At 57.6% G+C, this 24432-nt stretch carries 24 protein-coding genes and 4 tRNA genes; 15 read left to right on the top strand and 13 right to left on the bottom strand.

Annotation, left to right across the window (positions count from 1 at the left end; all coding sequences use genetic code 11):
- Positions 1–4 precede the first annotated feature (4 nt).
- A complete protein-coding gene (locus QP970_RS11065) occupies positions 5–709 on the top strand; it encodes a demethylmenaquinone methyltransferase (protein ID WP_239270057.1) in 705 nt (234 codons plus the stop codon).
- Between the two features lie 16 nt (positions 710–725).
- Here QP970_RS11065 and QP970_RS11060 read toward each other — a convergent pair whose 3' ends face one another.
- The gene (locus QP970_RS11060) at positions 726–1994 is read right to left on the bottom strand and encodes a geranylgeranyl reductase family protein (RefSeq protein ID WP_284869938.1); all 1269 of its coding nucleotides are present in this window, start codon (positions 1992–1994) and stop codon (positions 726–728) included.
- 98 nt (positions 1995–2092) lie between these two features.
- Between QP970_RS11060 and QP970_RS11055 the strand changes: the two genes are divergently transcribed.
- From QP970_RS11055 to QP970_RS11045, 3 genes are all read left to right on the top strand, one after another.
- On the top strand, positions 2093–3097 hold the full coding sequence (locus tag QP970_RS11055; RefSeq protein WP_239270059.1) for a polyprenyl synthetase family protein: 1005 nt from the start codon (positions 2093–2095) through the stop codon (positions 3095–3097).
- Between the two features lie 109 nt (positions 3098–3206).
- Positions 3207–3288 (top strand) — tRNA-Tyr (locus tag QP970_RS11050).
- A 28-nt stretch (positions 3289–3316) separates the two neighbouring features.
- Positions 3317–4066 carry a hypothetical protein gene (locus tag QP970_RS11045; protein ID WP_239270060.1) on the top strand — a complete coding sequence of 250 codons (750 nt, stop codon included), beginning with the start codon at positions 3317–3319 and terminating at the stop codon, positions 4064–4066.
- A gap of 474 nt (positions 4067–4540) precedes the next feature.
- On the opposite strand, the gene QP970_RS11040 is transcribed toward QP970_RS11045, so the two are convergent.
- Genes QP970_RS11040 through QP970_RS11030 form a run of 3 tightly spaced genes read right to left on the bottom strand, consistent with a single transcriptional unit; the run spans position 4541 to position 7366 of the window.
- Positions 4541–5344 carry an ABC transporter ATP-binding protein gene (locus tag QP970_RS11040; RefSeq protein WP_239270061.1) on the bottom strand — a complete coding sequence of 268 codons (804 nt, stop codon included), beginning with the start codon at positions 5342–5344 and terminating at the stop codon, positions 4541–4543.
- A gap of 22 nt (positions 5345–5366) precedes the next feature.
- A complete protein-coding gene (locus tag QP970_RS11035) occupies positions 5367–6422 on the bottom strand; it encodes a FecCD family ABC transporter permease (protein WP_284772089.1) in 1056 nt (351 codons plus the stop codon).
- On the bottom strand, positions 6419–7366 hold the full coding sequence (locus QP970_RS11030) for a FecCD family ABC transporter permease (protein WP_239275285.1): 948 nt from the start codon (positions 7364–7366) through the stop codon (positions 6419–6421). The genes QP970_RS11035 and QP970_RS11030 overlap by 4 nt, the downstream gene beginning before the upstream one ends.
- 141 nt (positions 7367–7507) lie before the next feature.
- Between QP970_RS11030 and QP970_RS11025 the strand changes: the two genes are divergently transcribed.
- Positions 7508–8545, top strand: a complete 1038-nt coding sequence (locus QP970_RS11025; protein WP_239270064.1) for an ABC transporter substrate-binding protein — start codon at positions 7508–7510, stop codon at positions 8543–8545.
- Positions 8546–8710: 165 nt separating this feature from the next.
- Here the strand turns inward: QP970_RS11025 and QP970_RS11020 are convergent, their stop codons facing one another.
- From QP970_RS11020 to QP970_RS11000, 5 genes are all read right to left on the bottom strand, one after another.
- The gene (locus tag QP970_RS11020) at positions 8711–10288 is read right to left on the bottom strand and encodes a phospho-sugar mutase (protein WP_239270065.1); all 1578 of its coding nucleotides are present in this window, start codon (positions 10286–10288) and stop codon (positions 8711–8713) included.
- Positions 10289–10291: 3 nt separating this feature from the next.
- A complete protein-coding gene (gene deoC / locus QP970_RS11015; RefSeq protein WP_239270066.1) occupies positions 10292–10939 on the bottom strand; it encodes a deoxyribose-phosphate aldolase in 648 nt (215 codons plus the stop codon).
- Positions 10940–10950: 11 nt separating this feature from the next.
- A complete protein-coding gene (locus tag QP970_RS11010) occupies positions 10951–12306 on the bottom strand; it encodes an MFS transporter (protein ID WP_284772090.1) in 1356 nt (451 codons plus the stop codon).
- Between the two features lie 15 nt (positions 12307–12321).
- Positions 12322–13047, bottom strand: coding sequence for a purine-nucleoside phosphorylase (gene deoD, locus QP970_RS11005; RefSeq protein ID WP_239270068.1), 726 nt, complete (start codon positions 13045–13047; stop codon positions 12322–12324).
- Positions 13048–13160: 113 nt separating this feature from the next.
- Complete coding sequence (locus QP970_RS11000) at positions 13161–14096, bottom strand: sugar-binding transcriptional regulator (RefSeq protein WP_284869937.1); 936 nt, start codon at positions 14094–14096, stop codon at positions 13161–13163.
- A gap of 174 nt (positions 14097–14270) precedes the next feature.
- Between QP970_RS11000 and QP970_RS10995 the strand changes: the two genes are divergently transcribed.
- From QP970_RS10995 to rplA, 7 genes are all read left to right on the top strand, one after another.
- Positions 14271–14346: transfer RNA gene (locus tag QP970_RS10995), tRNA-Thr, on the top strand.
- A 48-nt stretch (positions 14347–14394) separates the two neighbouring features.
- Positions 14395–14466, top strand: a tRNA-Met gene (locus QP970_RS10990).
- A gap of 137 nt (positions 14467–14603) precedes the next feature.
- Positions 14604–14676, top strand: a tRNA-Trp gene (locus tag QP970_RS10985).
- Positions 14677–14848: 172 nt separating this feature from the next.
- Positions 14849–15181, top strand: coding sequence for a preprotein translocase subunit SecE (secE, locus tag QP970_RS10980; protein WP_284869936.1), 333 nt, complete (start codon positions 14849–14851; stop codon positions 15179–15181).
- Positions 15182–15310: 129 nt separating this feature from the next.
- Positions 15311–16228: a transcription termination/antitermination protein NusG gene (nusG, locus tag QP970_RS10975; protein WP_284849678.1), complete on the top strand. Its 918-nt coding sequence runs from the start codon at positions 15311–15313 to the stop codon at positions 16226–16228.
- Positions 16229–16397: 169 nt separating this feature from the next.
- Positions 16398–16841 carry a 50S ribosomal protein L11 gene (rplK, locus tag QP970_RS10970; protein ID WP_237791528.1) on the top strand — a complete coding sequence of 148 codons (444 nt, stop codon included), beginning with the start codon at positions 16398–16400 and terminating at the stop codon, positions 16839–16841.
- 68 nt (positions 16842–16909) lie between these two features.
- On the top strand, positions 16910–17614 hold the full coding sequence (gene rplA / locus QP970_RS10965) for a 50S ribosomal protein L1 (protein WP_239270072.1): 705 nt from the start codon (positions 16910–16912) through the stop codon (positions 17612–17614).
- A 110-nt stretch (positions 17615–17724) separates the two neighbouring features.
- Here the strand turns inward: rplA and QP970_RS10960 are convergent, their stop codons facing one another.
- Positions 17725–19062, bottom strand: coding sequence for a cryptochrome/photolyase family protein (locus QP970_RS10960; RefSeq protein WP_239270073.1), 1338 nt, complete (start codon positions 19060–19062; stop codon positions 17725–17727).
- Between the two features lie 286 nt (positions 19063–19348).
- Between QP970_RS10960 and rplJ the strand changes: the two genes are divergently transcribed.
- The 3 genes from rplJ to QP970_RS10945 all read left to right on the top strand — a co-directional run bounded on the left by rplJ (position 19349) and on the right by QP970_RS10945 (position 21060).
- Positions 19349–19870 carry a 50S ribosomal protein L10 gene (rplJ, locus tag QP970_RS10955; RefSeq protein WP_023025159.1) on the top strand — a complete coding sequence of 174 codons (522 nt, stop codon included), beginning with the start codon at positions 19349–19351 and terminating at the stop codon, positions 19868–19870.
- 88 nt (positions 19871–19958) lie between these two features.
- A complete protein-coding gene (rplL, locus tag QP970_RS10950; RefSeq protein ID WP_023025160.1) occupies positions 19959–20348 on the top strand; it encodes a 50S ribosomal protein L7/L12 in 390 nt (129 codons plus the stop codon).
- 352 nt (positions 20349–20700) lie between these two features.
- Positions 20701–21060, top strand: a complete 360-nt coding sequence (locus QP970_RS10945) for a HigA family addiction module antitoxin (RefSeq protein WP_349819930.1) — start codon at positions 20701–20703, stop codon at positions 21058–21060.
- A gap of 7 nt (positions 21061–21067) precedes the next feature.
- On the opposite strand, the gene QP970_RS10940 is transcribed toward QP970_RS10945, so the two are convergent.
- From QP970_RS10940 to QP970_RS10930, 3 genes are all read right to left on the bottom strand, one after another.
- Entirely contained in the window at positions 21068–22252 is a 1185-nt protein-coding gene (locus QP970_RS10940; protein ID WP_239275287.1) for an MFS transporter, read from the bottom strand.
- Between the two features lie 90 nt (positions 22253–22342).
- A complete protein-coding gene (locus tag QP970_RS10935) occupies positions 22343–23248 on the bottom strand; it encodes a SagB/ThcOx family dehydrogenase (RefSeq protein WP_239270076.1) in 906 nt (301 codons plus the stop codon).
- 148 nt (positions 23249–23396) lie between these two features.
- On the bottom strand, positions 23397–24116 hold the full coding sequence (locus QP970_RS10930) for an ATP-grasp domain-containing protein (RefSeq protein WP_239270077.1): 720 nt from the start codon (positions 24114–24116) through the stop codon (positions 23397–23399).
- Positions 24117–24432: the final 316 nt, after the last annotated feature.

The following is a 24432-nucleotide window of genomic DNA, read 5'->3' as shown; positions in this document are numbered from 1 at the left end:
ATTTGTGTCTAAGGCAGATCTGGATAAAAAGCCCTTCGACGTCGCGCGCATGTTTGACGCCGTCGGCGAAAAATACGACCTCACCAATACCGTCTTGTCCTTTGGACAGGACAAGCGCTGGCGCAAGCGCACCCGCGAGCGCCTTAACCTGCAGCCGGGGGAGAAGGTCCTCGACCTCGCGGCCGGAACCGCGGTATCCACAGAAGAGCTGTCCAAATCCGGCGCGTGGTGCGTAGCCTGCGATTTTTCGCGCGGCATGCTCGCCGCCGGACGCGAGCGCGACGTACCCAAGGTGGCCGGCGATGGCATGAAATTGCCCTTTGCGGATAATACGTTTGACGCCGTCACCATCTCCTATGGCCTGCGCAATATCCACGATTACGAGCTGGGGCTGCGGGAAATGGCGCGCGTGACCAAGCCGGGCGGGCGCCTGGCGGTGGCGGAATTTTCCACCCCCATCGTCCCGGTATTCGGCACCGTGTACAAGGAATACCTCATGCGCCTGCTGCCCCCGGTTGCGCGCGTGGTCTCCTCCAACCCGGATGCCTATATTTACCTCGCGGAATCCATCCGCGCTTGGCCTGGACAAGAGGAGTTGGCGGCGGCCATCAACCGCAATGGCTGGGCCGACGCGGGCTGGCAAAACCTCACCCTGGGCATCGTCGCCTTGCACTCGGCAACGAAGCCGCTTGCCGATGCCCTGAAGTAAACCCCTTACAGCCCTCCTAGACCGCCGCGGTGGAGGCCCACAGGGGCGTATCGCGCCGGACGGCCCCTATGCTGCGGCCCGCCGTGCGCCACAGGCGGGCGATAAGGTCGCGGTCTTCCTCCGTGATGAGGTTGCCCATGAGGCGTGCGGCAGCGGGCATCAGCAAGCGGCCCACCGGACCGCGCAGTGCTAATGGGCCCGCCACGGGCAGGAATTGCGGGTAGGTCAACAGGCGGGCGGCCGTGCGCGCAAGCAGGAAGGATTCGCCATAGTGCTCGCGCAGGGTGGCCGGCCACGCGAGGGTGAAATCCTTCGGCCCGAGCATGCCCATCGCGAGCGCTGCGGTCTCGAGGCCGTAGTCGATGCCCTCGCCGTTTAAGGGGTTGACGCACGCGGCGGCATCACCAATGAGCATCCAATTGGCCCCCGCCACATTAGAGACCGCCCCGCCTATGGGCAGCAGGGCAGAGGTGACATGCTCGATGTCCCCAAGGCCCCACTCCGCGCGCTGCTGGGCGGCGTAGAACTCCAGCAACTTTTTGGTATTAATCTTGGCCGGCCGCTGTGCGGTCGATAGCGCACCGACGCCGATATTGACCTGCCCAAGCTCTGCGCCCAACGGGAAAATCCAGCCGTAGCCGGGCTGGACGGAATCGTCTTCGTCTTTTAATTCCACGTGCGAGTGCATCCACGGCTCGGTTGCCTGAGGGGAGGCGGCATAGGAGCGCGCGGCGATGCCATAGACCTCATCGCGGTGCCAGGTGCGGCCCAATTGCTTGCCAAAGGTAGAACGCACGCCATCGGCCACGATGAGCCATTTCGGCCGAATAATCTGCTCGCCGATGCGAAACGAGGTCACCCGGTTGCCCTCCATGACCGGGGCGCTCGCGGGGGTACCGGATATAAGCGTGGCACCTGCGGCGGTGGCAGCCTCTACCAGCTGCGCATCGAGCCTAAAGCGCGGCAGGGCAGTGCCCACCTGGGAAGGATAGGTCTGCGGCCACGGGGCGGTGACGTCCCCGCCGTAGCCGTGCAGCTTAAGCCCGCGGTTGCGGTAGACGGCGTTAATGGTGATGCCAAGCTTGTCTAGCTGGTGCATTGCCCGTGGGGTGAGGCCATCGCCGCAGGTTTTATCGCGGGGGAATGTGGCTGAATCAATGAGGATAGTCTCATAGCCAGCGCGGGCGGCGTGGATGGCCGCAGCGGCTCCGGCGGGTCCTGCGCCGATGATGGCGACTTCGACAGGGCGGGGGGAATCGATCTGTTCCGACATAGGGACTATCATTGCACTAGTTCAACCCCTCAAGTGTGTTAAGGGGGCTGGTTTGGACTACGGTAGATAAACGATTATCTCTGGCTTTTAATTGCAAGGAACGCTATTTAATGACTCACGGCCACTCGCATGCCACTCACGTGGATCTTGGTGATCCACAGCTTAATGAACGCATTGGCGCGGGCATGGAAGCAGTAGAAGAAAAGCTGCGCAGTGAAACTGACCGCGGCCAGGACTTCTTGAAGGACAAGGTAAGCCATCTGTCCAAGGCGGGCGGCAAGCGCTTTCGCCCGATGATGGCCCTGCTTGCCTCTGAGTACGGCGCCAAACCGGGCTGTGAAGAGGTTATTAAATCCGCCACCGTTGTGGAGATGGTGCACGTTGCCACCCTGTACCACGATGATGTGATGGATGAGGCGGACCGCCGCCGCGGCGTGGAATCCGCCAACTCCCGGTGGAATAACTCCGTGGCCATCCTTGCCGGTGATGCCCTCCTCGCGCACGCCTCCCGCCTGATGAGCCAACTAGATACCCATACCGTGGGCCACTTCGCGGATACCTTTGAAGAGCTGGTGACCGGCCAGATGCGCGAGACCATCGGTGCCGGTGAAGCCAACCCCGTGGACCACTACATGGCCGTTATTCAGGAAAAGACCGCGGTGCTTATCGCCTCTGCCGGTTACCTCGGCGCGTACCACTCCGGCGCCTCGGCCGACCACGCTGCGGCGCTGTACCGCATTGGCGGTGCCATCGGCATGATCTTCCAGATCGTGGACGATGTCATCGATATCTTCTCCGATCCGAAAGACTCCGGAAAGACCCCGGGCACCGACCTGCGAGAGGGCGTGTTTACCCTCCCCGTCCTCTACGCCCTGGAAGAGGACGGGGAAGTGGGCGACCAGCTGCGTGAGCTGCTGACAGGACCCCTAGAAACCGATGCTGAGGTCGAGCGTGCCATCGCCCTCCTGCGCCAGTCTGGCGGCCGGCAGAGGGCGCTAGAGGACATTAATGCCTACCTACGCACGGTAGAAGAACAGCTTTCCGTACTGCCGGAAAATTCCGCTAGCCAAGCGCTGCGCCAGCTCGCGGATTACACCGTTCGCCGAGTGGGCTAGCTGCTTGCTGGTGGCCCCTCCTAACATTCCATTTCTCCCCGCTGCGCTGGCGATTTGGAGGTAGGTGGGTGATTCATAGTAAAGTACATACACGCACCGCAGAGTGCATGCCAGGTTGCCCGAGCGGCCAAAGGGAGCGGACTGTAAATCCGCCGGCATTGCCTTCAGAAGTTCGAATCTTCTACCTGGCACAACATAAAGCCCCACAAGCTGAAGCTTGTGGGGCTTCGTGGCATATGCGACAAAAAGTGTGTCTTGGGGCTTAAAGGTCAAAAGGGGATATTCCAGTTATGTCTTGCGCAGGACGAGCGCAGACCTTATCATCCACCTGAGTTCATTCGTATTCCAGAATTCAAAAAGAGGTTTTCCTTGAAGTTTGGAACTAAGCTTGCTGCTTCTATCGCACTAGCTTCTGTACTCGTACCAGTGCCAGTCGCTACATCCGCAGAAAATTCTCAGAACGAGGTTCAGCAGTCAACCAACACAGGGACGGGAAATGATGTCCTTAAGGAAAGGATTGCTAAGGCCCAGGAGGAGCAACAGGCACTTCTCGTAATCAATGACGCTAATGAGAGTGGATACTCCGCTGAAGTAGTAAACGGCAATGTTCATAAAGAAGCAGACGCAGTAGTTGTAGAAAGCCCGAATGGCAAAGAAGAAGCTCTGCCCACTTCAAAGACTCTCATCACTGGAGAGAAAGTAAACATCGAATACTCGGTAGAGGGCAACCAGATCGCTGCAAAGTATTCAACGAATGTTGATCCAGAGTTGGTCGACGCAACTCTCATTCAGACTCGGTCTGCTGCTGGGTGTGCGGGGGCTGTCCTTCTAGGGGGCGCAGCAACTGTGGGATCCGCAGTCGAAGTCGCGTCCGCGCCGCTCACAGGCCCTATTGGGCCTACGATGGCTGCGGTTACCATGGCAAACGCATCTGGCTCTATCATAACAGCCGCTGACCAGTGCGGATAAATATAAGAAACACGAAAAAGTAAGGGATAAAAATGAGCCTTGGACGTAGAATGCTGATCATCTCGTTGGGTACGAACATTGCAATGCTGTGTTTCGTGAGTGCTGTTCTACAGATAGTTCTGCCGAACGATGCACCGCAGTGGCTCATCTTTGGAAATATTGTTGTATTCGTAGCAATGGTCTACAACACGTACAAAGTAGTGACCGTATGGCCGGATAAAGATAAAGAGGAAATGGCCACGGGTAGGTGATTCCCAAATTTTGAAGCGTCCTGGGTTGAGTTCCGCTCCGTTTACGACCCTGTGTTGATGGGCTGAGTGAGATAGTATTCGGTTTCCACTTTTTGTGGGGTGGCGTAGTCCAAGGCCTTATGAATCCGCTGGGCCTGACCCCCGATGTGTCTACTTTCCGGGGGTCAGGCCCTAGTTCAGATTTCCCGTCTACTCAGAGGAAAAACCTGGGACACTTCAAACTTCAGTCTGGAATGATTACTGTCCGTCCTTGCTGCCCAGCCTTGGTAACCTCTACGGGTAGGCCATATAGGTGCTCAATTAGTTCTGAGGTGATTATGTCCACGGGATTTCCGTGGGCGACTAACTGCCCGCTTTGCATCGCTACTAGATGGTCGGCGAAACGTATCGCTTGCTGGAGGTCGTGTACTACGGCGATGACTGTTTTGTCCTCGTTTTCGCTGAGGTTTCTCACCAGAGTGAGCAAGTCATGCTGATAGCCCAAATCCAAAAAGGTTGTGGGCTCATCCAGTAGGAGCACTGGGGTGTCTTGGGCTAGCGCCATGGCCAACCAAGCGCGTTGGCGTTGACCGCCGGATAATTCATTCATTCGCCGGTCAGCCAGCGAATCCAGTTCCACCGTCGATATTGCTTGGGATACCTTGTCGAAGTCTTGGCTGCTGCGTTGCCCCAACGCTCCCAGGTGTGCGAACCGGCCACGTGCTACCAGTTCCGTTACGGTGAGATGTTCAGGGGCTATTGCATCTTGGGCCATGAGCGCGATGCGCCGCGATAATTCTTTGCGGCCGAAAGAATCAATCGCTTTGTTTTCTAAGGAAATAGTGCCTGCCTCTGTGGGCAATACTCGCGCCATAGCGCGCAGAAGCGTGGATTTGCCACAGCCATTGGGGCCAATAATGCACGTAAATTTTCCGCGCGGGAAATCCACGCTTACGTTGTTTACGGCGGTGAAGTCACCGTAAGTGACGGTAGCGCCCTGTACTGCTACCGCGATGTCTCCATCGCTGTCTGAATCTGGGAAAGCCATTTTGGGGAAAGTCCTTTCAAAATTACCTGCGGTAGGTGCGGTGCGCGAAGAGCATGAGGATGATCAGGTATGTGCCGCCCAAGGTGACGGTTACGACGCCAACCGGAAGCATGGTGGGGTGGAAAAGCTGTTGCCCTATGATGTCGCAGACCAATAGCAAGGTGGCGCCGATAAGTGCACCAGCAGGGAGGCTGACTCGTTGGCCACCGGTAAGGAACCTTGTCAGGTGTGGTGCCGCTAAGGCTACGAAAGAAATCGGACCGGCCAGCGCGGTGCACAGTGCTGTTAAAAGGGCAGAGAGGAACACTAGAACAAGGCGGGTGCGGGTTACATTTAGGCCGAGGGAGTAGGCGGTGTCATCGGCAAGCTCTAGGGCCTCGCAACGCGACCTCAACGTGAAAGTTAGCACGATGATTAGTGCCAGCACGATGGCCGCTGGGCCGACGAAAATCCATTCAATGCCGTTGAGCGAACCAGCAGCCCACGTGGCCGCAGCCATAGCCGTGTCCAAATCTGCGCTCAAGATGAGGTAACGGTTGACCGCGGAGAGCGTAAGGGAGACTCCGATACCGACCAGGATGAGTCGCATGCCGCTTACCTGCCTGCGTAGGGCTAGGACGACGATGATCAGTGCGGTGATCCCGCCCCCAACCACCGCTCCTAATGCGACGTTAATAAAACTGCTGAACCCTAAGTAGCTCACCACGATCACCCCGGTATAGGCACCGGTGTTAAAACCAATGATGTCGGGCGAGCCCAGCGGGTTGCGGGTTACGGTCTGAAAAAGCGTGCCGGCAATAGCGAGGCCAGCCCCTACCACGATGGCAGCGGTGACTCTGGGCAAGCGCCATTCGTAGATTACGGTGGTGCCGAAGCCGGAGTCGGGGTGAATAAGCGCCTGCCAAGCCGACACGCGATCTAGTCCTGCGCCAGGGTACGTCAGCGCTACGACGGCAGCGAGAAGGACTGCGGCGACGCCCACAAAAAGCACAATTGTTTCGCGGCGGCGGTATCGCGCAGCGATGGTGCGTACCGAGGTGGTAGCGGCTCGCGTGGCATTTAGGTCTGTGGTCCTCATAGAACCACCTGCTTGCGTTGTGCAAGGAAAATGAGGAAAGGAGCACCGATTATTGCGACGGTTACTCCGGCGGGTAACTCGCCGGGCAAGATAAGCCGCCCAATGATGTCGGCGAAGAGAAGCAGATTTGGACCGATTAACCCACTAATCCAAATCTGATCGCGCTCATTGGTGATGCCTACTTGGCGAACCAAATGGGGGACAAGCATGCCGACAAATGCTAAGACGCCGACTGCGGCAGTGGTCGTTGCGGCGAGCAAAGATACAACAAAGAGGGCCAGTGCGCGGGTTTGGGCTACGTTGATGCCAAGTGCTTCTGCAGCGTGTTCACCCAGCGGCAGGACGGTCAGGCGGGGCGCTAGGAAAACCAACATCACTGCGGCGACGGCCAATCCGCACCCCATGAGATAAAGCGGGGTGGTAGAAGCAATATCCATGCTGCCCACCATCCATGCCTTGATTCGGGCAAAGGCTTGCGGATCTAGGAGTGACATGCCCTCAGAAAGGCCTTCGAACACAGCGCTTAACGCCACGCCGGCAAGCACGATACGGAGCGGATCTATGGCGCCAGAGATGTCTCGGCCAAGGCGCGCAACTAATAGCATGGTGCCACCCGCACCGATCAAGGCAGCGGCGGTAAAAGCTAGGGGTGAAGATAGCCCGAATACGCTAAGAGCGAGCGCGGCCGCGAAGGCGGCGCCGGCGTTCATGCCGAATACTCCGGTATCTGCCAGCGGGTTTCGGGTGATGATCTGGAGAATGCAACCGGCGACCGCGAGCCCAGTACCCGCGAGGATGGCGGCGACGGTGCGTGGGATTCGTCGCTCATACAGGATGTCTCCAGCCGTGCTGCTGCCGGGGCCGCCGCGGAGGCCTGCGACTATTTCAGAGGGGGTAAAAGACTGCGCGCCGATGAACAGGCTGAGCACAATCAGAAGCACCATTAGCAAAAGTGCAAGTGCAAGGAAGGCGCCGACCCGCCACCTGCGGCGACGAGTATTCGGTACACCCATTAGGGGGAGCGTTGATTTGGTATGCGTCATATTATTTTCAATAAATAAGTAAGTTAGCTTAGGCTAACCATTATGTCAGAAATAATGTTTAACAAAAAACGCCTGCTATCAAGCATGGCTGCCGCCGTCGCCATTGCCTTGTCACTGTCTGCTTGCAGTGCTGCCGAAAATGACGATTCCAAGGGCGGTCCGGGCAATGAAAGCGTCTCCCATAGCGGTGAGCGCTTTGGTACCGCTGATGAAGAAACCGCCAAGTTGGGAACTGATGCTGAGCCGGGCCAATTCCCCCGCACCATCAAGCACGCCAATGGTGAAACTGAGATTAAAGAGAAGCCAGAGCGCGTCGTGGTGCTGGACATGGGTGAGCTCGACTCTGTGCTGTCCTTGGGGATTAAGCCGGTAGGCATGGTTACCTCTAAGGGTGCGAATCCAGTGCCGGATTATCTGGCTGACAAGGTGAAAGACGTACCTTCGGTGGGCACCATTCAGGAGGTAAATGTCGAAAAAATCGCGGAGCTCAAGCCCGATCTCATTGTGGGCAGCCAACTGCGCGTGGACGATCTGTACGGGCAGCTTTCCGATATCGCGCCGACCGTGTTGGCTATCCGCCCAGGATATCCATGGAAGGAAGACTTCCGGCTGATCGGTGATGCGCTCGGTGAAGAGGAGAAAACCGTCGATATCCTCAATGACTATGCGGATACCTTGGCTGAAATCAAGGAGAAGATGCCGAAGGACACGACGGTCTCTATGCTTCGATTCATGCCGGATAAGATCCGCTTGTACGCCAATAAGTCCCTTATCGGTGTCATTCTGCGCGATGCAGGACTGGCTCGCCCTGAAAACCAGGACATTGATGAGCTGGCAGCGGAGATTTCTCCAGAGTCCATTTCTGAGGCAGACGGAGATTACCTGTTCTACTCCAGCTATGGCGATCCATCGGCCACTGGTGAGGACAAAATTGTTGAATCCGAACAATTTAAGAATCTGTCAGCGGTGAAGGAAGGCAAGGCCTTCCGCGTCAGCGATGACCTCTGGTTCTTGGGTCTTGGCCCAACGGGTGCGAAAAAGATTGCGGAAGAACTAGTCGAATACTTGGATGTTAAGTAATTGACCTGAGGGCATGAGGGCCCGCCCGAGTTGGGCGCTTCCCGCGTAGGGAAAGAAGAGCCCTTGTGCTCTAGTCCGCCTTATAAAGTCTTATGGGCCAGCAGATTCGCGCTATGGTGGCGAAATCCTGCTGGCCCATAAACCTGTTTTCAGTAAGCGGGCGGATTAGAGCCCGAAGTAATCGCGCAAATCAGCCGCGATGGCATCGAGGCGACCGGCGTCGGGGGACTCCAGGTAGCACTTGAGCTTGGGCTCGGTGCCGGAGGGCCGAACGATAACGCGGTCATCGTTATCGGTGAAGAACTTCGAGCCTTGGGCAAACTTTTCCACCTTGGACACCGGGGAGCCGGCGAGCTCGGTCGGTGGGGTGGCAGAGACCTTGTCCATTGCTTGGGTAATCAGACTCAAGTCCTCGACGCGGAAAGTCAGCGGCTGCGTGTGCAGGGCGCCGACCGTGGCGTAGATGTCATCCAAGAGGCCTAGGAGGCTGCTTCCAGCGGCCTTGCATTCGGCGGCGAGGCTGGCGAGCACCACGGAGGTGGAGATGCCGTCCTTATCGCGCACTGCGTTGGGATCGGGGCAGAAACCAATGGCTTCTTCGTAGCCGAAGGCAAGCTCCGGGGTGCGGGCGATCCACTTGAAACCGGTCAGGGTTTCCTCGTGGCCGAGGCCGTAGTGTGCGGCGATGCGCCCGAGCAGGCGGGACGATACGAGGGAGTTGGCGAAGTTGCCGGTAGCGCCGCGGCGGGCGAGGTAATCGCCAAGCAAGGCGCCGGTCTCATCGCCACTGAGCTGGCGCCAGGTGCCATCGGTAGGCACGGCGGCGGCGCAGCGATCGGCGTCAGGGTCATAAGCGATAAGGATATCGGCACCGATTTTCTCAGCATGCTGAATGCCAAGGTCTAGGGCGCCGGGCTCCTCCGGGTTGGGGAAAGAAACCGTGGGGAAATCTGGGTCGGGAGCGGCCTGTTCTGGCACCAGCGAGACAGTAAAGCCGCAGCGAGACAGCAGTTCCTTACCCAGTTCGGCACCTACGCCGTGCATGGCGGTCAGAGCGATGGTGATATCGGTATTTTCACCGACCAACGTGGCGGCGCGGTCGAGGTACTCCGCGCGGGTATTGACGTCCTCGATGTGATCAGAGGTGAGCGGGACCTCATCGGCATAGGGGGCCTTAGCGATGGCGGCGGCGATTTCCTTATCGGCTGGGGAGATGAGCTGCACGCCCTCGCCCGGGCCGGTGGCAACGCGGCCACCCAGATACACCTTGTAGCCATTATCGGCAGGCGGGTTGTGGGAGGCGGTAACCATAATGCCGGCGTCCGCGCCTAAGGAACGCACCGTGAAGGCGGTCAGCGGGGTCGGATTCTGCGCAGGCAGGACTAAGGCCTTTCCGCCAGCGGCGGAGATAACCTGCGCGGCATCGCGCTGGAACTGCGCGGAGCCGTGGCGGGCATCGCAGCCGATGACAACGACCGGGGTATCGACCTGCTGCTTGAGCCAGGTAATAAGACCGTAGGTGGTGCGAATGACCACGGCGCGGTTCATGCGGGATTCGCCCGCGCCGACGGCGGCGCGCAGGCCCGCGGTACCAAAGTTCAGGGGGCCCGCGAAGGCGGCGGCGAGTTCTTCGGAGTTATCTTCCTCGATCCACGTGAGCACCTGACGGGCGGTGTCCGCATCCGGATCGTGTTCGGCCCAGGTGCGGGCGTAGTCGAAATCGAAGGTCTTATCCACAGACATGGCTTAAAGCTCCTCGAGGATCTTGGCAGAGGAGGACAGCCCCAGGCGGCTGGCGCCGGCCTCGATCATGGCGAGAGCATCCTCGGCGGTGCGGATGCCGCCGGAGGCCTTCACGCCCAGCTTGTCGCCTACGGTCTCGCGCATGAGCTTGACGGCGTGGGTGGAGGCACCGCCGGCGGGGTGGAAGCCGGTGGAGGTCTTGACAAAGTCCGCCTGGGCGGCAGCGGCGGCCTGGCAGGCGAGGACGATGGCGGCATCGGAAAGCGCGGCAGACTCGATGATGACCTTGAGCACCTTGCCCGGGATGGCATCGCGCACGGCCTGGATTTCTGCCTGCAGCTCCTCGGCGCGGCCCTCGATGGCCAGCGGGATGTTGATGACCATGTCTACTTCCTCGGCGCCATCGGCAACCGCGCGGGCGGCTTCAGCGGCCTTGATTTCCGGCTTGACGGCGCCGGAGGGAAAGCCCACGACCGTGGCGACATGGAGGGACTTCGGGGTCTCGAGCGGCAGGGCGGAAGGGGAGACGCACACGGCGTAGGTGCCAAGCTCGGTGGCCTCTTTTACCAGGGCGCGGAATTGCTCCGGGGTGGCCTCTGGCTTGAGCAGGGTGTGGTCGATGTAGGAAGCAACGTCGTTGCGAGAAGTCATGATTTTCTCCTTTAGGAAATAGCAGCGGATTCTTTACGGGCCATCTTGAGGTCAGAGACCACATAGAGGCCAGAGCCGATGGCGGCGATGAAGGTGAGGACCAACAGCGTGGTGGTGTAGCTGGTGGATTCCTGCAGCTTGGCGGTATAAGCGATGCCCAGGGGCACGGCGATATTGATGGTGAGGTTGTAGAAACCAATGGCGATGCCGGACTTGGCTGCGCTGATATTGCGCAAAGCGGTATTGACCAGTGGGGCGTACATCAGGGCAAAGCCGCTGGCAAAGGCCACGATGGCGATGATGAGCACGGAAACGTGAACCTGCGCGAAGAACGCGGCGAACAAGAGCGCGCCGGCAACCATGCCAAAGGCGGTGTAAATGGTGGCGCGAGAGGACATGACCTTGCCAATTTTGCCGGAAAAGATGCCGACGAGGATGGCGCAGATATAGCCCGGCACCATCAACAGCGAGGCCTGATCCAAGCTCATGCCGTGCATGTCATGGGCTGCAAACGGCAGCAGGAAGATAAAGCCCAGCTGCGTGGAATAGACAAAGAGCACCATGATAATGGTCCACACGTAGCGGCCATTGGTGAAGAATTCCGGGGTAACCACGGGGTTCTTCGCGTTCTTGATGTGCACGATGAATGCGGCAACGCCCACGATGGCGAAGATGAGCCAGTACCAGGTGTAATCCTGCATGAACAAGATAAGAGCGCTGGCAAAGAGGGCAACGTAGAACAGGCCGAGCGCGTCCAGGTGGCTTTCCACGGCCTCATCTTCCGGCACATTCTTAATGATGGGCGGAATGGTCAGCAGGAGGATGAGCGGGATGAGGAACATCGCCGTCCAAGACACGTGGGTGGAGATGAACCCGGAGGTCAGCGCGCCAATGAGCAGGCCAGCCTGGAAGGCGGCGGTGGAAAAGCCGAGGTAGGTCTTTTGATCATCCTCGCTCAAGTGCTTGGTCACGTAGATGACATAGAGTGTCTCAGCGGCGGCCAAACCGGTGGTTTGAATCAGGCGGCCGGTTAATATCATGGCCCACGAACCAGAGAAGACGAAGGCCAGGATGGAACCCACGGCCACAAAAACGATGCCGGTAAGCATCAGTTTCCGGATAGAAATGGAGTCCGCCAAGGCGGCGTAGACGACGGCGCCGATACCAATGATCACGCCGGCCAGGGAGGCCTGCAGCGACGCGGTCTTATCGGAAATTTCGAGCGCTTCCGCGATCGGCATGGTCATCGTCTTGAAACCATTGTCAATGATAAGGGAGAAGACGAAGACAAACAGCAGGATGGGGACGGCGGCCTTGGGGTTTACCTGGGTGCGCTCACCCGGGGTGGCCTTAACTTTTTTCAGCATGGCGGTGGGTCCTTATTAATCCAGCGCGTTGAGCGGCAGAGCAAGCTCCACCATGGTGCGGAAGGCGGTCTGACGGTCTTCAGCGGAAAGCTGCTTGCCGGTGACGATGTTGTCGGAGACGGTAAACAGGCCCAAGGCGTCAACACCGGCCTCGGCGGCGGTGGCATAGAGGGCCGCGGATTCCATCTCCACGCCGAGCACGCCCATGTGTGCCCAACGGTCGTTCACGGTCTGGTCCATGTTGTAGAAGATGTCCGAGCTCAAGATATTGCCCACGTGGATGTGCTGGTTCTGCTTCTCGGATTCATCCACCAACGCTTTAAGCAGTTTCCACGATGCGGTGGGGGCGTAGGTGCCTGGCAGGTCATACTGGGACAAGAAGTTGGAATCGGTGGAGGCAGAGGAAGCAACGATGACATCGTGCAATTCGATGTCCTCTTGCATCGCGCCGATAGAGCCGACGCGGATGAGCTTTTTCGCACCGAACTTGTGGATGAGCTCCCAGGAGTAAATACCGATGGACGGGATGCCCATGCCGGTTCCCATGACGGATACTGGCTTGCCGTTATAGGTGCCGGTAAAGCCCAGCATATTGCGGATCTCGTTGAATTGGACGGTGTCTTCGAGGAAGTTATCAGCAATGAACTTCGCGCGCAGTGGGTCACCGGGCAGCAGGACGGTCTCTGCGATTGGTGCGCCGTGCGGGTTGATGTGCGGGGTGGAAATGTCGGTGGCGGACATTGACGTGCTCCTCCATGTGAACTTCGGGTGTGTACATGGGTTAGTCTAGCCCGCCCGGAACCAATGTCAATAGAAAAGTTAACAAATGTTCCTTAAGTGTGACGCGTTTTATGTTAATTAAGCTCCAATAGCCTGTGAGCTGTGGATTGATCAGTCACGAGGTGGGTGGCCAAGCCCATCTCAAGGGCGACATTAATGGCGCGGGTTTTGGTGTGCCCACCGGCAACGAGCACGCGCGTGGGGCGTTGGGCTAAGTCCTTCAAATCGATGCCGACGGTGCGCGCATCCACGGCGGGGGAGGCGATGGCGCCCTCGGCGGTATAAAAGCGGGAACAGACATCGCTTACGGCGTTGGTGAGAAGTTCCTCACTTTCTTCCTCGGTGAGGTAGCCCAGGTTCAGCGCCAGGGACTCCTTTTCGATGGCCCCCGCGGTAAATACCGCCACGTCTACCGACGCCCCCATATCGAGGATTGTGGAGATATGCCGGTCGCGGACGACCCACTCCTTGGCCTCGACGGAATCGAAGATGACCGGGAGGGGGAGTAGGTGCGCCTCCGCATTAAAAGCCTGGGTAAACGCCTGCATGGTGTGCAGATCCTTGGTGGAGCGCTCCGAGTGGGAGTGTCCGCCCTTGAGTTGGACGATGTCCACGCCCTCTAGCGGACGCTTGCGCAAGTGGGAGGCCACCGCGGACATGGTTTCGCCCCAGGAAAGCCCCACTGAAGTGTGATCGGTAATGAGCTCTTCCAGTAGGGCGGCGCCGGCGCTGCCTAGATCCGCAAGCAGGGATCCGCCGGGAGGAGTGGCGGTGACGCGGGCATCGGCAAGCGAAAAACGCTCGCAGAGCGCAGAAACCAGCTCATCGGACTGCTCGCGGGGATCGGTGATGCTCACGGTGACAAAGCTGCGCTCGGCGGCGTGGGTGAGCAATTTGGAGACCGTCGGCCGGGAAATCCCCAGGTGCGCCGCCACCTCCGCCTGCGAAAAACCGGAGTTGTAGTAGAGCTTCGCGGCGTCGAGAGAAAGACAGTCTTTATGATCCAGCATGCCTTTCATTCAAGCACATCGGGCGGGCAGGAGCACCATCGTCTAAGCCGCAGAAAATTCCCCACTTATGGACGCTGACGTGGCGATTTGTGCAAAGTGGAGGTGGCAGGTTACATTATTGAAGTCCGCAACGGAGAGCACAACGAAATATTGACGTGCTTGATGCTGGGATATGCCCCCTTAGCTCAGTCGGCAGAGCGTTTCCATGGTAAGGAAAAGGTCGACAGTTCGATTCTGTCAGGGGGCTCCATTCATGTCTGGAGGAATTACCTTCCTTCAGGATGAAGGTGTTCACCATGGCGGTGTAGCTCAGTGGTAGAGCAAGCGACTCATAATCGCTGTGTCGCGAGTTCAATTCTCGCCATCGCTACCGGGAAAGAAAAGCGCCACTACGGCGCTTTTTTACTACCGTGCCTATGGCCTTAGCGGCGTACTGGTTTCCGTGCGGAATTAGGGATCTGGTAAGGTCATCGGCGCGTGACGTTCAAGCGTCACGGATAAGAAAATAGGGGCGTGGCGCAATTGGTAGCGCAACGGTCTCCAAAACCGTAGGTTGCAGGTTCGAGTCCTGTCGCCCCTGCAAGGATCCCCGTCATCTGCTTTCCAGATGGCGGGGATATTTTTGTCACAGCGGCGCGCATCCGCCCCGGCGTGCTTTCCTGCCCGTGCACCTTTTGCTAGGGTTGACAAAGTTATGTCTGGGCGGAATATCGCGCTCGGAAAAAGAATTCATTTCCCAAGGAGGGTTAGCTGTGAGCGATGAGCAGCAGCCGAAGGACTCGGCGGCCCCGCGTCCCACCGGTAAGCGCCAGCTTTCTGGTGCGGCTTCCACGACCTCCACGGACTCGGCGAACAAGAACGTCGTCCGCGTTGAGGATAAAAACCGCACCGATAGTCCGGGTGGCGGCGTCGCCGCATTCCCTGGCGAGGTTGTTTCTGAAATGAAGAAGGTGGTGTGGCCCACCCGTGGAGAGATGCTGCAGTACACCCTCATCACGTTCGCCTTCTTGATCGTCATCACCGCCTTGGTCTGGGGCGTTGACACCCTGGCTGGCCTCGGAGTTGAGAAGATTCTGACCAATTAGTTAGAATAACTCCATAAACTTTTATCCCGCTGTTTCCGCACTCCGGAACGGCGGGATACTTTTTGCCCACACGCGCCGCGGGTAGGCTGGTTCTACAACACGCGCCGATGACATTTTGGAGTACCACTCATGAGCGACGAGAATAACGTCGAAAACCCAGGAACCTCCCTAGAGGAGGCCATGCAGTCCAACGTGCAAGAGCAGGCGGCAGAGCACGCCAGCGCAGTCGAGGACGCCCAAGAGGAGGCCGCAGCGCCTGCTGAGGCTGGCGCAGGTGACGCAGAAGACGCTGCGCTTGCCGATGCCCCCGCAGCAGAGTCCGAGCCCTCGGCAGAGGCCGAGCCCGCCGCAGAAGAGGACGCTGCAGGGGCTTCCGCCGAAACCGAGGAAGAGGCCGAGGACGCCGCTTACCGCAAGCGCCTGCGCGAATTCACTCGCGAGCTGAAGAAGCAGCCGGGCCAGTGGTATATCATCCAGTGCTACTCCGGCTACGAGAACAAGGTGCGCACGAACCTCGATATGCGTGCGCAAACCCTTGAGGTGGAAGATTCCATCTTCGAGGTCGTCGTCCCCATCGAGCAGATTATGGAAAACAAGGACGGCAAGAAGAAGATTGTCAAGCGCAAGCTGCTGCCGGGTTACGTCTTGGTACGCGCTGAGCTTAACGATGCCGCCTGGTCCGTCATCCGCGAAACCCCCGGCGTGACCTCCTTCGTGGGAAACGAAGGCAACGCGACGCCGGTCAAGACCCGCGATGTGGCAAAGTTCCTCATGCCGAATGAAGCTCCCGCCAAGGGCGAGGCTGCCCCGAACGAGCAAGAGGGCGAGCAGGTCGTCGAAATGCCGGAGAAGGAAGTGGCCAAGAAGTACGCCCACGACTTCGAGGTGGGCGAGGCCGTTACCATCCTGTCCGGCCCGCTGGCTGCCGTGTCCGCTACTATTTCCGAAATCGACCCGGAAACCGGCAAGATGCAGGGCTTGGTCTCCATCTTTGGCCGCGAAACCCCAGTGGAATTGTCGCCGACGGAAATCGAGCGCATTTCTTAAAAATGATTTTGTGCAGGGCGCACGGTGTTCTAGACTGGAACGCCGTGCGCCTTTTGCGTGCGCACACGTAAATCGTTTCATCCTCCGGTGGCCCACTGAGGTGAGCATCCGGACGGGCCGCGTTATTCATCGTGACGCAGGTCCGGTACCACAGGAAAGAGGTAATTCGATGGCTCCAAAGAAGAAGGTATCTGGCTTCATCAAGCTGCAGATCGAGGCTGGCGCCGCTAACCCGGCACCGCCAGTTGGCCCGGCACTCGGTGCCCACGGCGTCAACATCATGGAATTCTGCAAGGCTTATAACGCCGCTACCGAGAACCAGCGTGGCAACGTGGTCCCTGTTGAGATCACCGTCTACGAAGACCGCTCCTTCGACTTCAAGCTGAAGACCCCGCCGGCAGCCAAGCTGCTGCTGAAGGCCGCAGGCGTTCAGAAGGGCTCCGGTGTCCCGCACACCGATAAGGTCGGCTCCGTCACCTGGGATCAGTGCAAGGAAATTGCACAGACCAAGTTCGAGGACCTCAACGCCCGCGACATCGAGGCCGGCGCACACATCATCGCTGGTACCGCCCGCTCCATGGGCCTCGAGATCGATGGCGCACCGGAGAAGTAAAAATTTTATGTGGTAGGGCCAGCTTCGGCCCGCCAAATACCACGCCAATCCAGAAAAGGAATTGTTAAATGAGCACCAAGTCTAAGGCTTATAAGGCCGTTGCGGAACTGGTAGATAAGTCCCGCCTGTACCGTCCGATCGAGGCCGCAAAGCTGGCCAAGGAGACCTCCTCCAAGAACTTCGACGCCACCGTTGACGTCGTCTTCCGCTTGGGCGTTGACCCACGCAAGGCTGACCAGCTGGTGCGCGGCACCGTTTCCCTGCCTAACGGCACCGGTAAGGACGTTCGCGTCGCCGTCTTCGCAGAGGGCGAAAAGGCTACCGCAGCTCAGGAAGCTGGCGCTGACATCGTTGGTACCTCCGAGTTGATCGAGCAGATCAACGAGGGCAACCTGAACTTCGACGTTGCCATCGCTACCCCCGACCAGATGGCCAAGGTTGGCCGCGTCGCCCGCGTCTTGGGCCCACGTGGTCTGATGCCTAACCCGAAGACCGGTACCGTGACCAATGACGTTGCTAAGGCAATTAGCGAGGTTAAGGGCGGTAAGATCTCCTTCCGCGTGGACAAGGCTGCAAACCTGCACGCCATCCTTGGTAAGGCTTCCTTCGATGCTGAGAAGCTCGCTGAGAACTACGGCGCCCTCATGGATGAAATCCAGCGCCTGAAGCCTGCTTCCGCAAAGGGCATCTACATCAAGCGCGCTACCATCTCCACCACCTCCGGCCCAGGTATTCCTGTGGACGGCTCCGTGCAGAAGGGCTACACCGACTAAGACGGTGATAGCGCATAGAGCGTGAACGAAGACCCCGAGGATTTTCCTTGGGGTCTTTTGCATCGATCATCAGGCCCTACGGTGTAAACGAAGGGCCTAGGTATTGGGCATTAGTCTGCGTCTTTGATCTCGGCGTAGGCATCTAGGGCCGCCTGGCGCGACTGCCTGAGGTCCACGATGGGCGGGGCGGATAGCGTGGGCGCCCACTGGCGGATATACGCACCATCCGGGTCGAAGCGCTGGGCCTGGTTTTCCGGGTTGAAGATGCGGAAGAAGGGTGCGGCATCGTCGCCGCACCCGGCCACCCATTGCCAGTTAAATGGATTGGAGGCGGCGTCGGCATCCACCAGGGTGTCCCAAAACCACTCCTCGCCTAGGCGCCAATGGATGCCCAGGTTCTTGGTAAGAAACGAACCCACCACCATGCGCACGCGATTGTGCATGTAGCCGGTGTGCCAGAGCTCGCGCATGCCGGCATCGACAAGCGGAATGCCTGTCGTGCCCTCCTGCCAGTCCTTCAGCCGCGGGTCATCCCAGGACCAGTCGAAGCGGTCGAAGTTTTGCCGCACGTTGCGGGTGGCCAGATCGGGCAGCTGGTAGAGCCGGTGCCAGGAAAAGTCGCGCCACAGCAACTCGGACTGAAATTTCTCCGCGTCGGGCTCCTCGGCGGCGGCCACCCAGACCTCGCGCGGGGATACCTCGCCAAAGCGCAAGTGCGGCGAGAGCAGGGACGTGGCGTTGCGCGCGGGTATATCGCGCTCCTCGGCGTAGTGAGCTAAGTCGAGCTGGGCTAGGCGTTCGCGCGCACCGGCCTCTCCGGGAGTCCAATACTGGGCGAGCGACGCAGCCCACTGCGGTTCATCGGCGCTGGGGTTGGGCCAGCTACTGCTTGCCGATGCCCCCATCTCCCGCCCCGCCAGCAATTCCGGCACGGGCAGCGGTTCGTCATCAGCGAGCTGGGACCGCGCGGCGGCAGCGAAGGGAGTAAAGACCTTATAAGGTTTGCCCTGGCCATTGGTGACCTCCCATGGCTCCACGAGGGTGAAACCGGGGCAGGAGATGGCGTTAATTCCGGCATCGGCAAGCGTTGCTTTGACCCTCGCGTCTACCTCGCGCAGCGGGCCGTGGTAGCGGCGGGTCCAGGTGACGGTATCGGCGCCAACCTTGCGGGCGATGCGGGGAATGACGGTGCGGGCATCGCCGGTAGCGCGCATAAGCTTCACCCCACGGGAGGCAAGCTCCTGCGCTAGGGCATAGAGCGAACGCTCCCGCCACCAGTGAGTGGCGCCACCGAGCGGCCGGCTGCCGGGGTAGGCGGGCTCATCGAGGACAACGGCCACTAACTCTGGCGTTGAACCGTTTTTATCGGCGGCGGCCTCCGCGGCGCGGGTAAGGGCCTGGTTATCGGATAAGCGCAGGTCATCGCGAAACCACATGAGGGAAGTCATACTAAATAGCCTACGCGGGTGGGCAATTTGGGAATACGAGGAAAGCGCGGTAGTATCCCTTGTGAAGTTTGAACGGCCTTGTGGCCGAGTCAAAGTTCACCGAAGACCGTTGGTCATCCACTAAGGATTGAAAGTTCTCCACCTTGGAGGCGGCCCACGCAGGAGACACTTTGCGCATTCCGCGACATTTCTCATGTCGCACGCCCTGTGCTCTTGCACGGGGCTTTTCTTTTCGGAAGGCCCCGGCGGAAAATAAAAGAGATGTTTTGGAAGGAGGCGAGAGACAATGGCAAACCCAAAGAACACTGCAGACTTGGCAGAGCTGAAGGAAAAGCTGGCCGATTCTAGCTCCGTCGTTTTGACTGAGTACCGCGGCCTGACCGTATCCCAGCTGCAGGAGCTGCGTAACAACCTGGGCTTTGACGTTGACTACTCCGTCGCCAAGAACACCCTCTTCAAGATCGCTGCCAACGAAGCTGGCATCGAAGGTCTTGATGATTTGCTGACTGGCCCGACCGCAATTGCGTTCATCAAGGGCGAGGCAGTAGATGCTGCGAAGGTCATCACCAAGTTCGCTGATGACAACAAGGCACTCGTCATCAAGGGTGGCTACATGGACGGCGACGCATTGTCTGCGGAGCAGGTTCAGGCCATCGCCAAGCTGGACAACCGCGAGACCACCCTCGCAAAGCTGGCTGGCGCTATGAAGGGTTCTATGGCGAAGGCAGCCGCTGTCTTCAACGCTCCTGCAACCAAGGCGGTTCGCACCGTTGTTGCTCTGCAGGACAAGAAGGAAGCAGAAGCTTAAGTCGTCACGACAGACGCACATATAAAACACCGTGCTTGCTACCTCATCACCGGGGAACAAGCACACAACACAGAAAGGACTTGCCATCATGGCTAAGCTCACCAAGGACGAGCTCATTGAAGCTTTCAAGGAAATGACCCTCATCGAACTGTCTGAGTTCGTTAAGGAATTCGAGGACGTCTTCGACGTTGAGGCTGCTGCACCGGTTGCCGCTGCTGCACCGGGCGCTCCGGCTGAGGGCGGCGCTGCCGCTGCTGAGGAGCAGACCGAGTTCGACGTCGTTCTGACCGACGCTGGCGCTAAGAAGATCGGCGTTATTAAGGCTGTCCGCGAGCTCGTCTCCGGCCTGGGCCTGAAGGAAGCTAAGGAAATGGTTGAGGGTGCACCTAAGGCCATCATCGAAGGCGCTTCCAAGGACGACGCTGAGGCTGCTAAGACCAAGCTGGAAGAGGCTGGCGCTTCCGTCGAGCTCAAGTAATTTTACTGAGCTTCACGCTTTCGAAGCCCCCACTCTTACCGCGCTATACGCGGTGGGAGATGGGGGTTTCTCCCGTTTTATATGCCCCTCTTGAGCTCAGAGGGTCGTTGCAACACTTTCCCTTAGGAGGGTGTTGTTGTGCCTGGAGTTGTGGGCCCGTTTCATTCGTTGTCTGAGTCGGATCGTCTTGAACCTCGGCACCTAGCACATCAGCACGTCCCCGACGGTATTTCAGGTCCGAGGCTGCGTTATCCCTCCGGATAAGTGAAATAGTCCTAATACCAGAAGGCCAGATGGGCTAAACATATAAGTTCACCAACACATCCTGTCGTTTAGGCCCCCGAAGGAGCTGTTGGCGTTGACTTTATCGACTACCACTGAAGCACGCAATCATGTTGATGTTGTTCCCGTTCCGCATCCCGGAGAAATTCTTCTCCTAGGATTCCTCAAACCCTGCGGAATTACCCAGTATCGCCTGGCCAACGACATTGGCACTACCCGCTCTCAAGTCTGCAAAATCACCCGCGGTGCGCTCGGTATCAGCGCCGATATGGCCTTGCGCTGGTCGGCCTACTTTGGGAATTCCGCGGAGTTCTGGCTCGGACTCAAGAGGAATACGATCTGTGGAAAACTCGCCAGACCACTGATGTCAGCGCCATCGTTCCGTGGAATCACAAAGAAGAAGCCGAGTCTCATTCATAGGAACAGTTGACTTGCGCTCATGAGTGGCTAGGGGAATTCCCTTTCTCCCTCGCGTCTGCTTGCGCAAGGACGCGATCGGCTCGGCGCACAAAGATAAGGGCAGGCCCGATAGCGAGGAGCCCGGCGAGCGCATTGGCCCACAAACCAGTGGTCAAGGTCCAGCGATGAGACAATGCGGCCAGCGGGGTCGACCACACACTAGAGAGTGAAACGACGGTGCTCATTTGGATATTGGTGACTCGGCCAAAAGTTTCTTCTGCCAGAAGCCTGTGGAGTGCGGCATAGGTTACCGCGCCGGCGGCTGGGGCTGTAAGAACAGACAGCCCTAAGGGGATGATCATCAACAGGCTGGGGCTGAGCAGGGCACCACATGCGATTGATGCAGCAACCCAGGCGCATGTGCCTACCTGAAGGGTGGCGAAGGAGAACTTCTTCTGCAACCAACCCGTCGACAAAGCCCCCACAATCCCGATGAGGCCTATGGACGTGCGGGCTAGTCCCGTTACCCATCCAGGGTTATTCCCCTCCTCCAGTATGAGGACCGCCATGAACAGCGAGCCGTTAATTGCGCAGTTCGACAGTGTTTGCATGGCAATGAGCCCGCGAAGTAGTGGCGCGCGAGCCACGATGGCTAAGCCTTCCTTCGTCGTGCGTAGGAGCTTGTTCTCTGCCTTCTTTGTGGGGTCTAGGCGAGCCCTGATGAAGAGGAAGAAGACAATGGTGAGGATATTTGCCAGACCGACAAACACGAAGGGCAGTGCCACGTTGACTTCTAGAAGCGCGCCGCCCACAGTGGGGCCGATGAGTCCCGCAAATTGCAGACGTGCTTGGATGAGCCCTTGTTTGGCGGCGAGCTGTTCTTCCTCAACGAGCTGGGGCAGGCAAGGGTCGGAGCAAGCTTGACCTATCCGGTAAAAGAACATCATGCTCCCGAGAAGCGCACCGAAGACCATGGGGGAGAAACTTCCGGATAGGATGAGACTCGCTAACGCGAGGTTGAGTACCCCGGCCAGAGCGTTGGTCACAATGATGAGTGGCTTGCGGCGCCACATATCCGCAAGAGAGCCGCCGATGATTCCGCCTGCCAGTGCAGCTATTCCGGTGATGGTTCCATACAGGCCGGCAAGGGTAAGGCTATCGCTCAAGCGTAGAGTGACCACCGGAATAGCAAGCCCGGCTCCTACCCCGGCTATCTGAGCCACGAGGTCAGACCACAGGAATAGTCTAAAATCACTTGGGTTGGTGCGATCAACTTCATTTATATTCAATGCTCCTCCTATAACAAAGCCATCTCAGTCGTCCTTAGGCCCAACTGCAATTAGCATGCCCCAGAGGAAAGATCGCCAATCTAGTCCCGCGTTGTCAGCGATGATGTCTTCCCGAAAGAGAGAAATGCCCCGAGAGAGGTGGTCAGTGGCTGTAGCAACCATTTGAATAACTTGGCTAAGGTGCCCAATTTCTAGCCAGAGCGTTCGAATCGAGTTTAGACTTTCGTATTTCCAGGATATGACTCGAGGATCACCAACAGTAATAAAATGTATTGGGGCATCCACGACATGCGATTGTTTCCCAACCGCGGTCTTCCATTCCTTATAGGGCTCTAGATGATTGAGAAACAGTAAGGAATGGTTTTTCGGGTGGTATAAATAATAACCATCGTCGATTGAATCGCATCTACTAACGCGGACAATGAGCTCGGTTGAGCACAATCCTCCGGCAGATGGGGCCGAACGAAAATGGATGTTTCCGGACTTCTGTTCGTTTGTTGTTGGGCGCTTTGAAAAGCTTGCGGAATCGTAAAGGATTGATGCTAGTGACCTAAGGCTAATTGATTTTAGCTCTGTATTCGTAAAACGTGCAGATTTTCGAGAATTCAAAACAGATTTGAAGCTTCTGGTGTAGCTTATTGTCTCGCCGTGCGGAAGGTTCAATTCCTGCTTGGCGAAAATCGGATTCTCCCATACATGATGCGGTGGGCCGGTGAGCGCGAGTTTTTCCCTTAAATGCTGGTGATGCTCATCTAGTTGAGCGATTGTCTCGCCGGAACGGACTCCGCTGGCAAATGCGTAGTCGCGCGCGAGCGGAGGAGTATCGGGCCACATATCTAGAACCGTGCATTCGGTATTGGGGGGTTCATTAGAAAAATGCTGTAGTACCCCTAAGTTCTGGAGTTCCGGAAATGAATCTTCGCTAGACACGACCGTTACTCCACTAATAGTTTGACTATCTAGTAAGCGGAAGAGTTCCTCCCTTGCCTTCTGGTTTAAGATTGTCTGAGTTTGCTCTAGAGGGTTGTCCCAAACGAGGTACGGTCCCTTGAACCGAAAATGGCCCACTGTCGCTATTCTAAGCATCGTTTAAAGTCCTTTGTAAATATCTAGCAATGGCGTTGGAGACGAGATTCGTGCCAGCTCGGTCTTCGTAGAATAGCCAATCGAAGCAAACGTTACATTCAAGAAATATTGGGTCACCTCCTTGTATTAGGAGGTCGATGGCACATAAATTACAACCGGATAGTTGGGAGTATTCAATTAGAATATCTTTTAATCTTTGGGTAGATTTATATAGAGATACGCTCACGCCGTTGTTCTCTTGCCACAGGTCGTCTGCATTGTCATATCCTGATACTCGGAAAACGATAACTTCTTGGTCGATTACGTAGCAGCGGAGCTCATACTCTGAGTTCATATACTTCTGGAATAGGAGAGGTACCGGCTCATCACGAGTTGATTCATCTAGCTTCAAACGTTTAGGCATAGCTCCAAGAAGTGTTCCCGGAGTCGGTTCTACCCAGTGGGGGCCAATCGGTTTGGCAATTGAAAAGGGAAACGCCGCTTCATATCCAATTGACGTTTGAGGGGTAGTAAGTCCAATAGAATTGGCGAGCTGAATTTGTGCAAGCCGTGACCGAGCGTTACAAAAATGGTTTACGCTAAATAAAGCAATCTCTTCAAGCGTTTGTATGTAGGATATTGCCTGATCTTTGATATAAATTATTTCCTCTTTAGCGCAGGATATATTTTTTATAGATTCGCGTGAAAAATGGCGGATCCAAGCTACTGCCACCGTGGTGTTGCCATGTTCCGTAACCAGTCTTCCGAAGTTATCTATTGGTAATAGCTCTTTACTGAGTTCGCCGTCGCTGTCAATTCGTACGACTCCAATGTTTTGGCTGGCGAGAATCAGCGACAGGAGGTCACATTCTCGGTCATCTTGGCGGGTTATGAAGACTACACTTTTTGATGGAAGCGATTCGGGGTGATTGTGGCGGAATTCTCGCTGAAAATCGTTGCTTGGGCCTTGAATGACGCGCGACGCTATTTAGTACCGGTAGGGCGGTATCGAGTACCGACCGGTGCGGATATCGGGTACCGGGGGTAGT

Origin of the sequence: Corynebacterium sp. MSK073 (assembly GCF_030232085.1) — a bacterium.
In the GTDB taxonomy this organism is placed as follows: domain Bacteria; phylum Actinomycetota; class Actinomycetes; order Mycobacteriales; family Mycobacteriaceae; genus Corynebacterium.
Note: the sequence above shows the minus strand (reverse complement) of the source record. Positions and strands in the feature narration are given on the sequence as shown.

Bases quoted from the DNA above. Each gene is read 5' to 3' on its own strand.
- QP970_RS11060 (WP_284869938.1), bottom strand. From the start codon at position 1,994: ATGATAGTCCCTATGTCGGAACAGATCGATTCCCCCCGCCCTGTCGAA.
- QP970_RS11055 (WP_239270059.1), top strand. From the start codon at position 2,093: ATGACTCACGGCCACTCGCATGCCACTCACGTGGATCTTGGTGATCCA.
- QP970_RS11040 (WP_239270061.1), bottom strand. From the start codon at position 5,344: ATGGCTTTCCCAGATTCAGACAGCGATGGAGACATCGCGGTAGCAGTA.
- QP970_RS11035 (WP_284772089.1), bottom strand. From the start codon at position 6,422: ATGAGGACCACAGACCTAAATGCCACGCGAGCCGCTACCACCTCGGTA.
- QP970_RS11030 (WP_239275285.1), bottom strand. From the start codon at position 7,366: ATGGTGCTTCTGATTGTGCTCAGCCTGTTCATCGGCGCGCAGTCTTTT.
- QP970_RS11025 (WP_239270064.1), top strand. From the start codon at position 7,508: ATGTCAGAAATAATGTTTAACAAAAAACGCCTGCTATCAAGCATGGCT.
- QP970_RS11020 (WP_239270065.1), bottom strand. From the start codon at position 10,288: ATGTCTGTGGATAAGACCTTCGATTTCGACTACGCCCGCACCTGGGCC.
- deoC (WP_239270066.1), bottom strand. From the start codon at position 10,939: ATGACTTCTCGCAACGACGTTGCTTCCTACATCGACCACACCCTGCTC.
- QP970_RS11010 (WP_284772090.1), bottom strand. From the start codon at position 12,306: ATGCTGAAAAAAGTTAAGGCCACCCCGGGTGAGCGCACCCAGGTAAAC.
- deoD (WP_239270068.1), bottom strand. From the start codon at position 13,047: ATGTCCGCCACCGACATTTCCACCCCGCACATCAACCCGCACGGCGCA.
- QP970_RS11000 (WP_284869937.1), bottom strand. From the start codon at position 14,096: ATGCTGGATCATAAAGACTGTCTTTCTCTCGACGCCGCGAAGCTCTAC.
- nusG (WP_284849678.1), top strand. From the start codon at position 15,311: ATGAGCGACGAGAATAACGTCGAAAACCCAGGAACCTCCCTAGAGGAG.
- rplK (WP_237791528.1), top strand. From the start codon at position 16,398: ATGGCTCCAAAGAAGAAGGTATCTGGCTTCATCAAGCTGCAGATCGAG.
- rplA (WP_239270072.1), top strand. From the start codon at position 16,910: ATGAGCACCAAGTCTAAGGCTTATAAGGCCGTTGCGGAACTGGTAGAT.
- QP970_RS10960 (WP_239270073.1), bottom strand. From the start codon at position 19,062: ATGACTTCCCTCATGTGGTTTCGCGATGACCTGCGCTTATCCGATAAC.
- rplJ (WP_023025159.1), top strand. From the start codon at position 19,349: ATGGCAAACCCAAAGAACACTGCAGACTTGGCAGAGCTGAAGGAAAAG.
- rplL (WP_023025160.1), top strand. From the start codon at position 19,959: ATGGCTAAGCTCACCAAGGACGAGCTCATTGAAGCTTTCAAGGAAATG.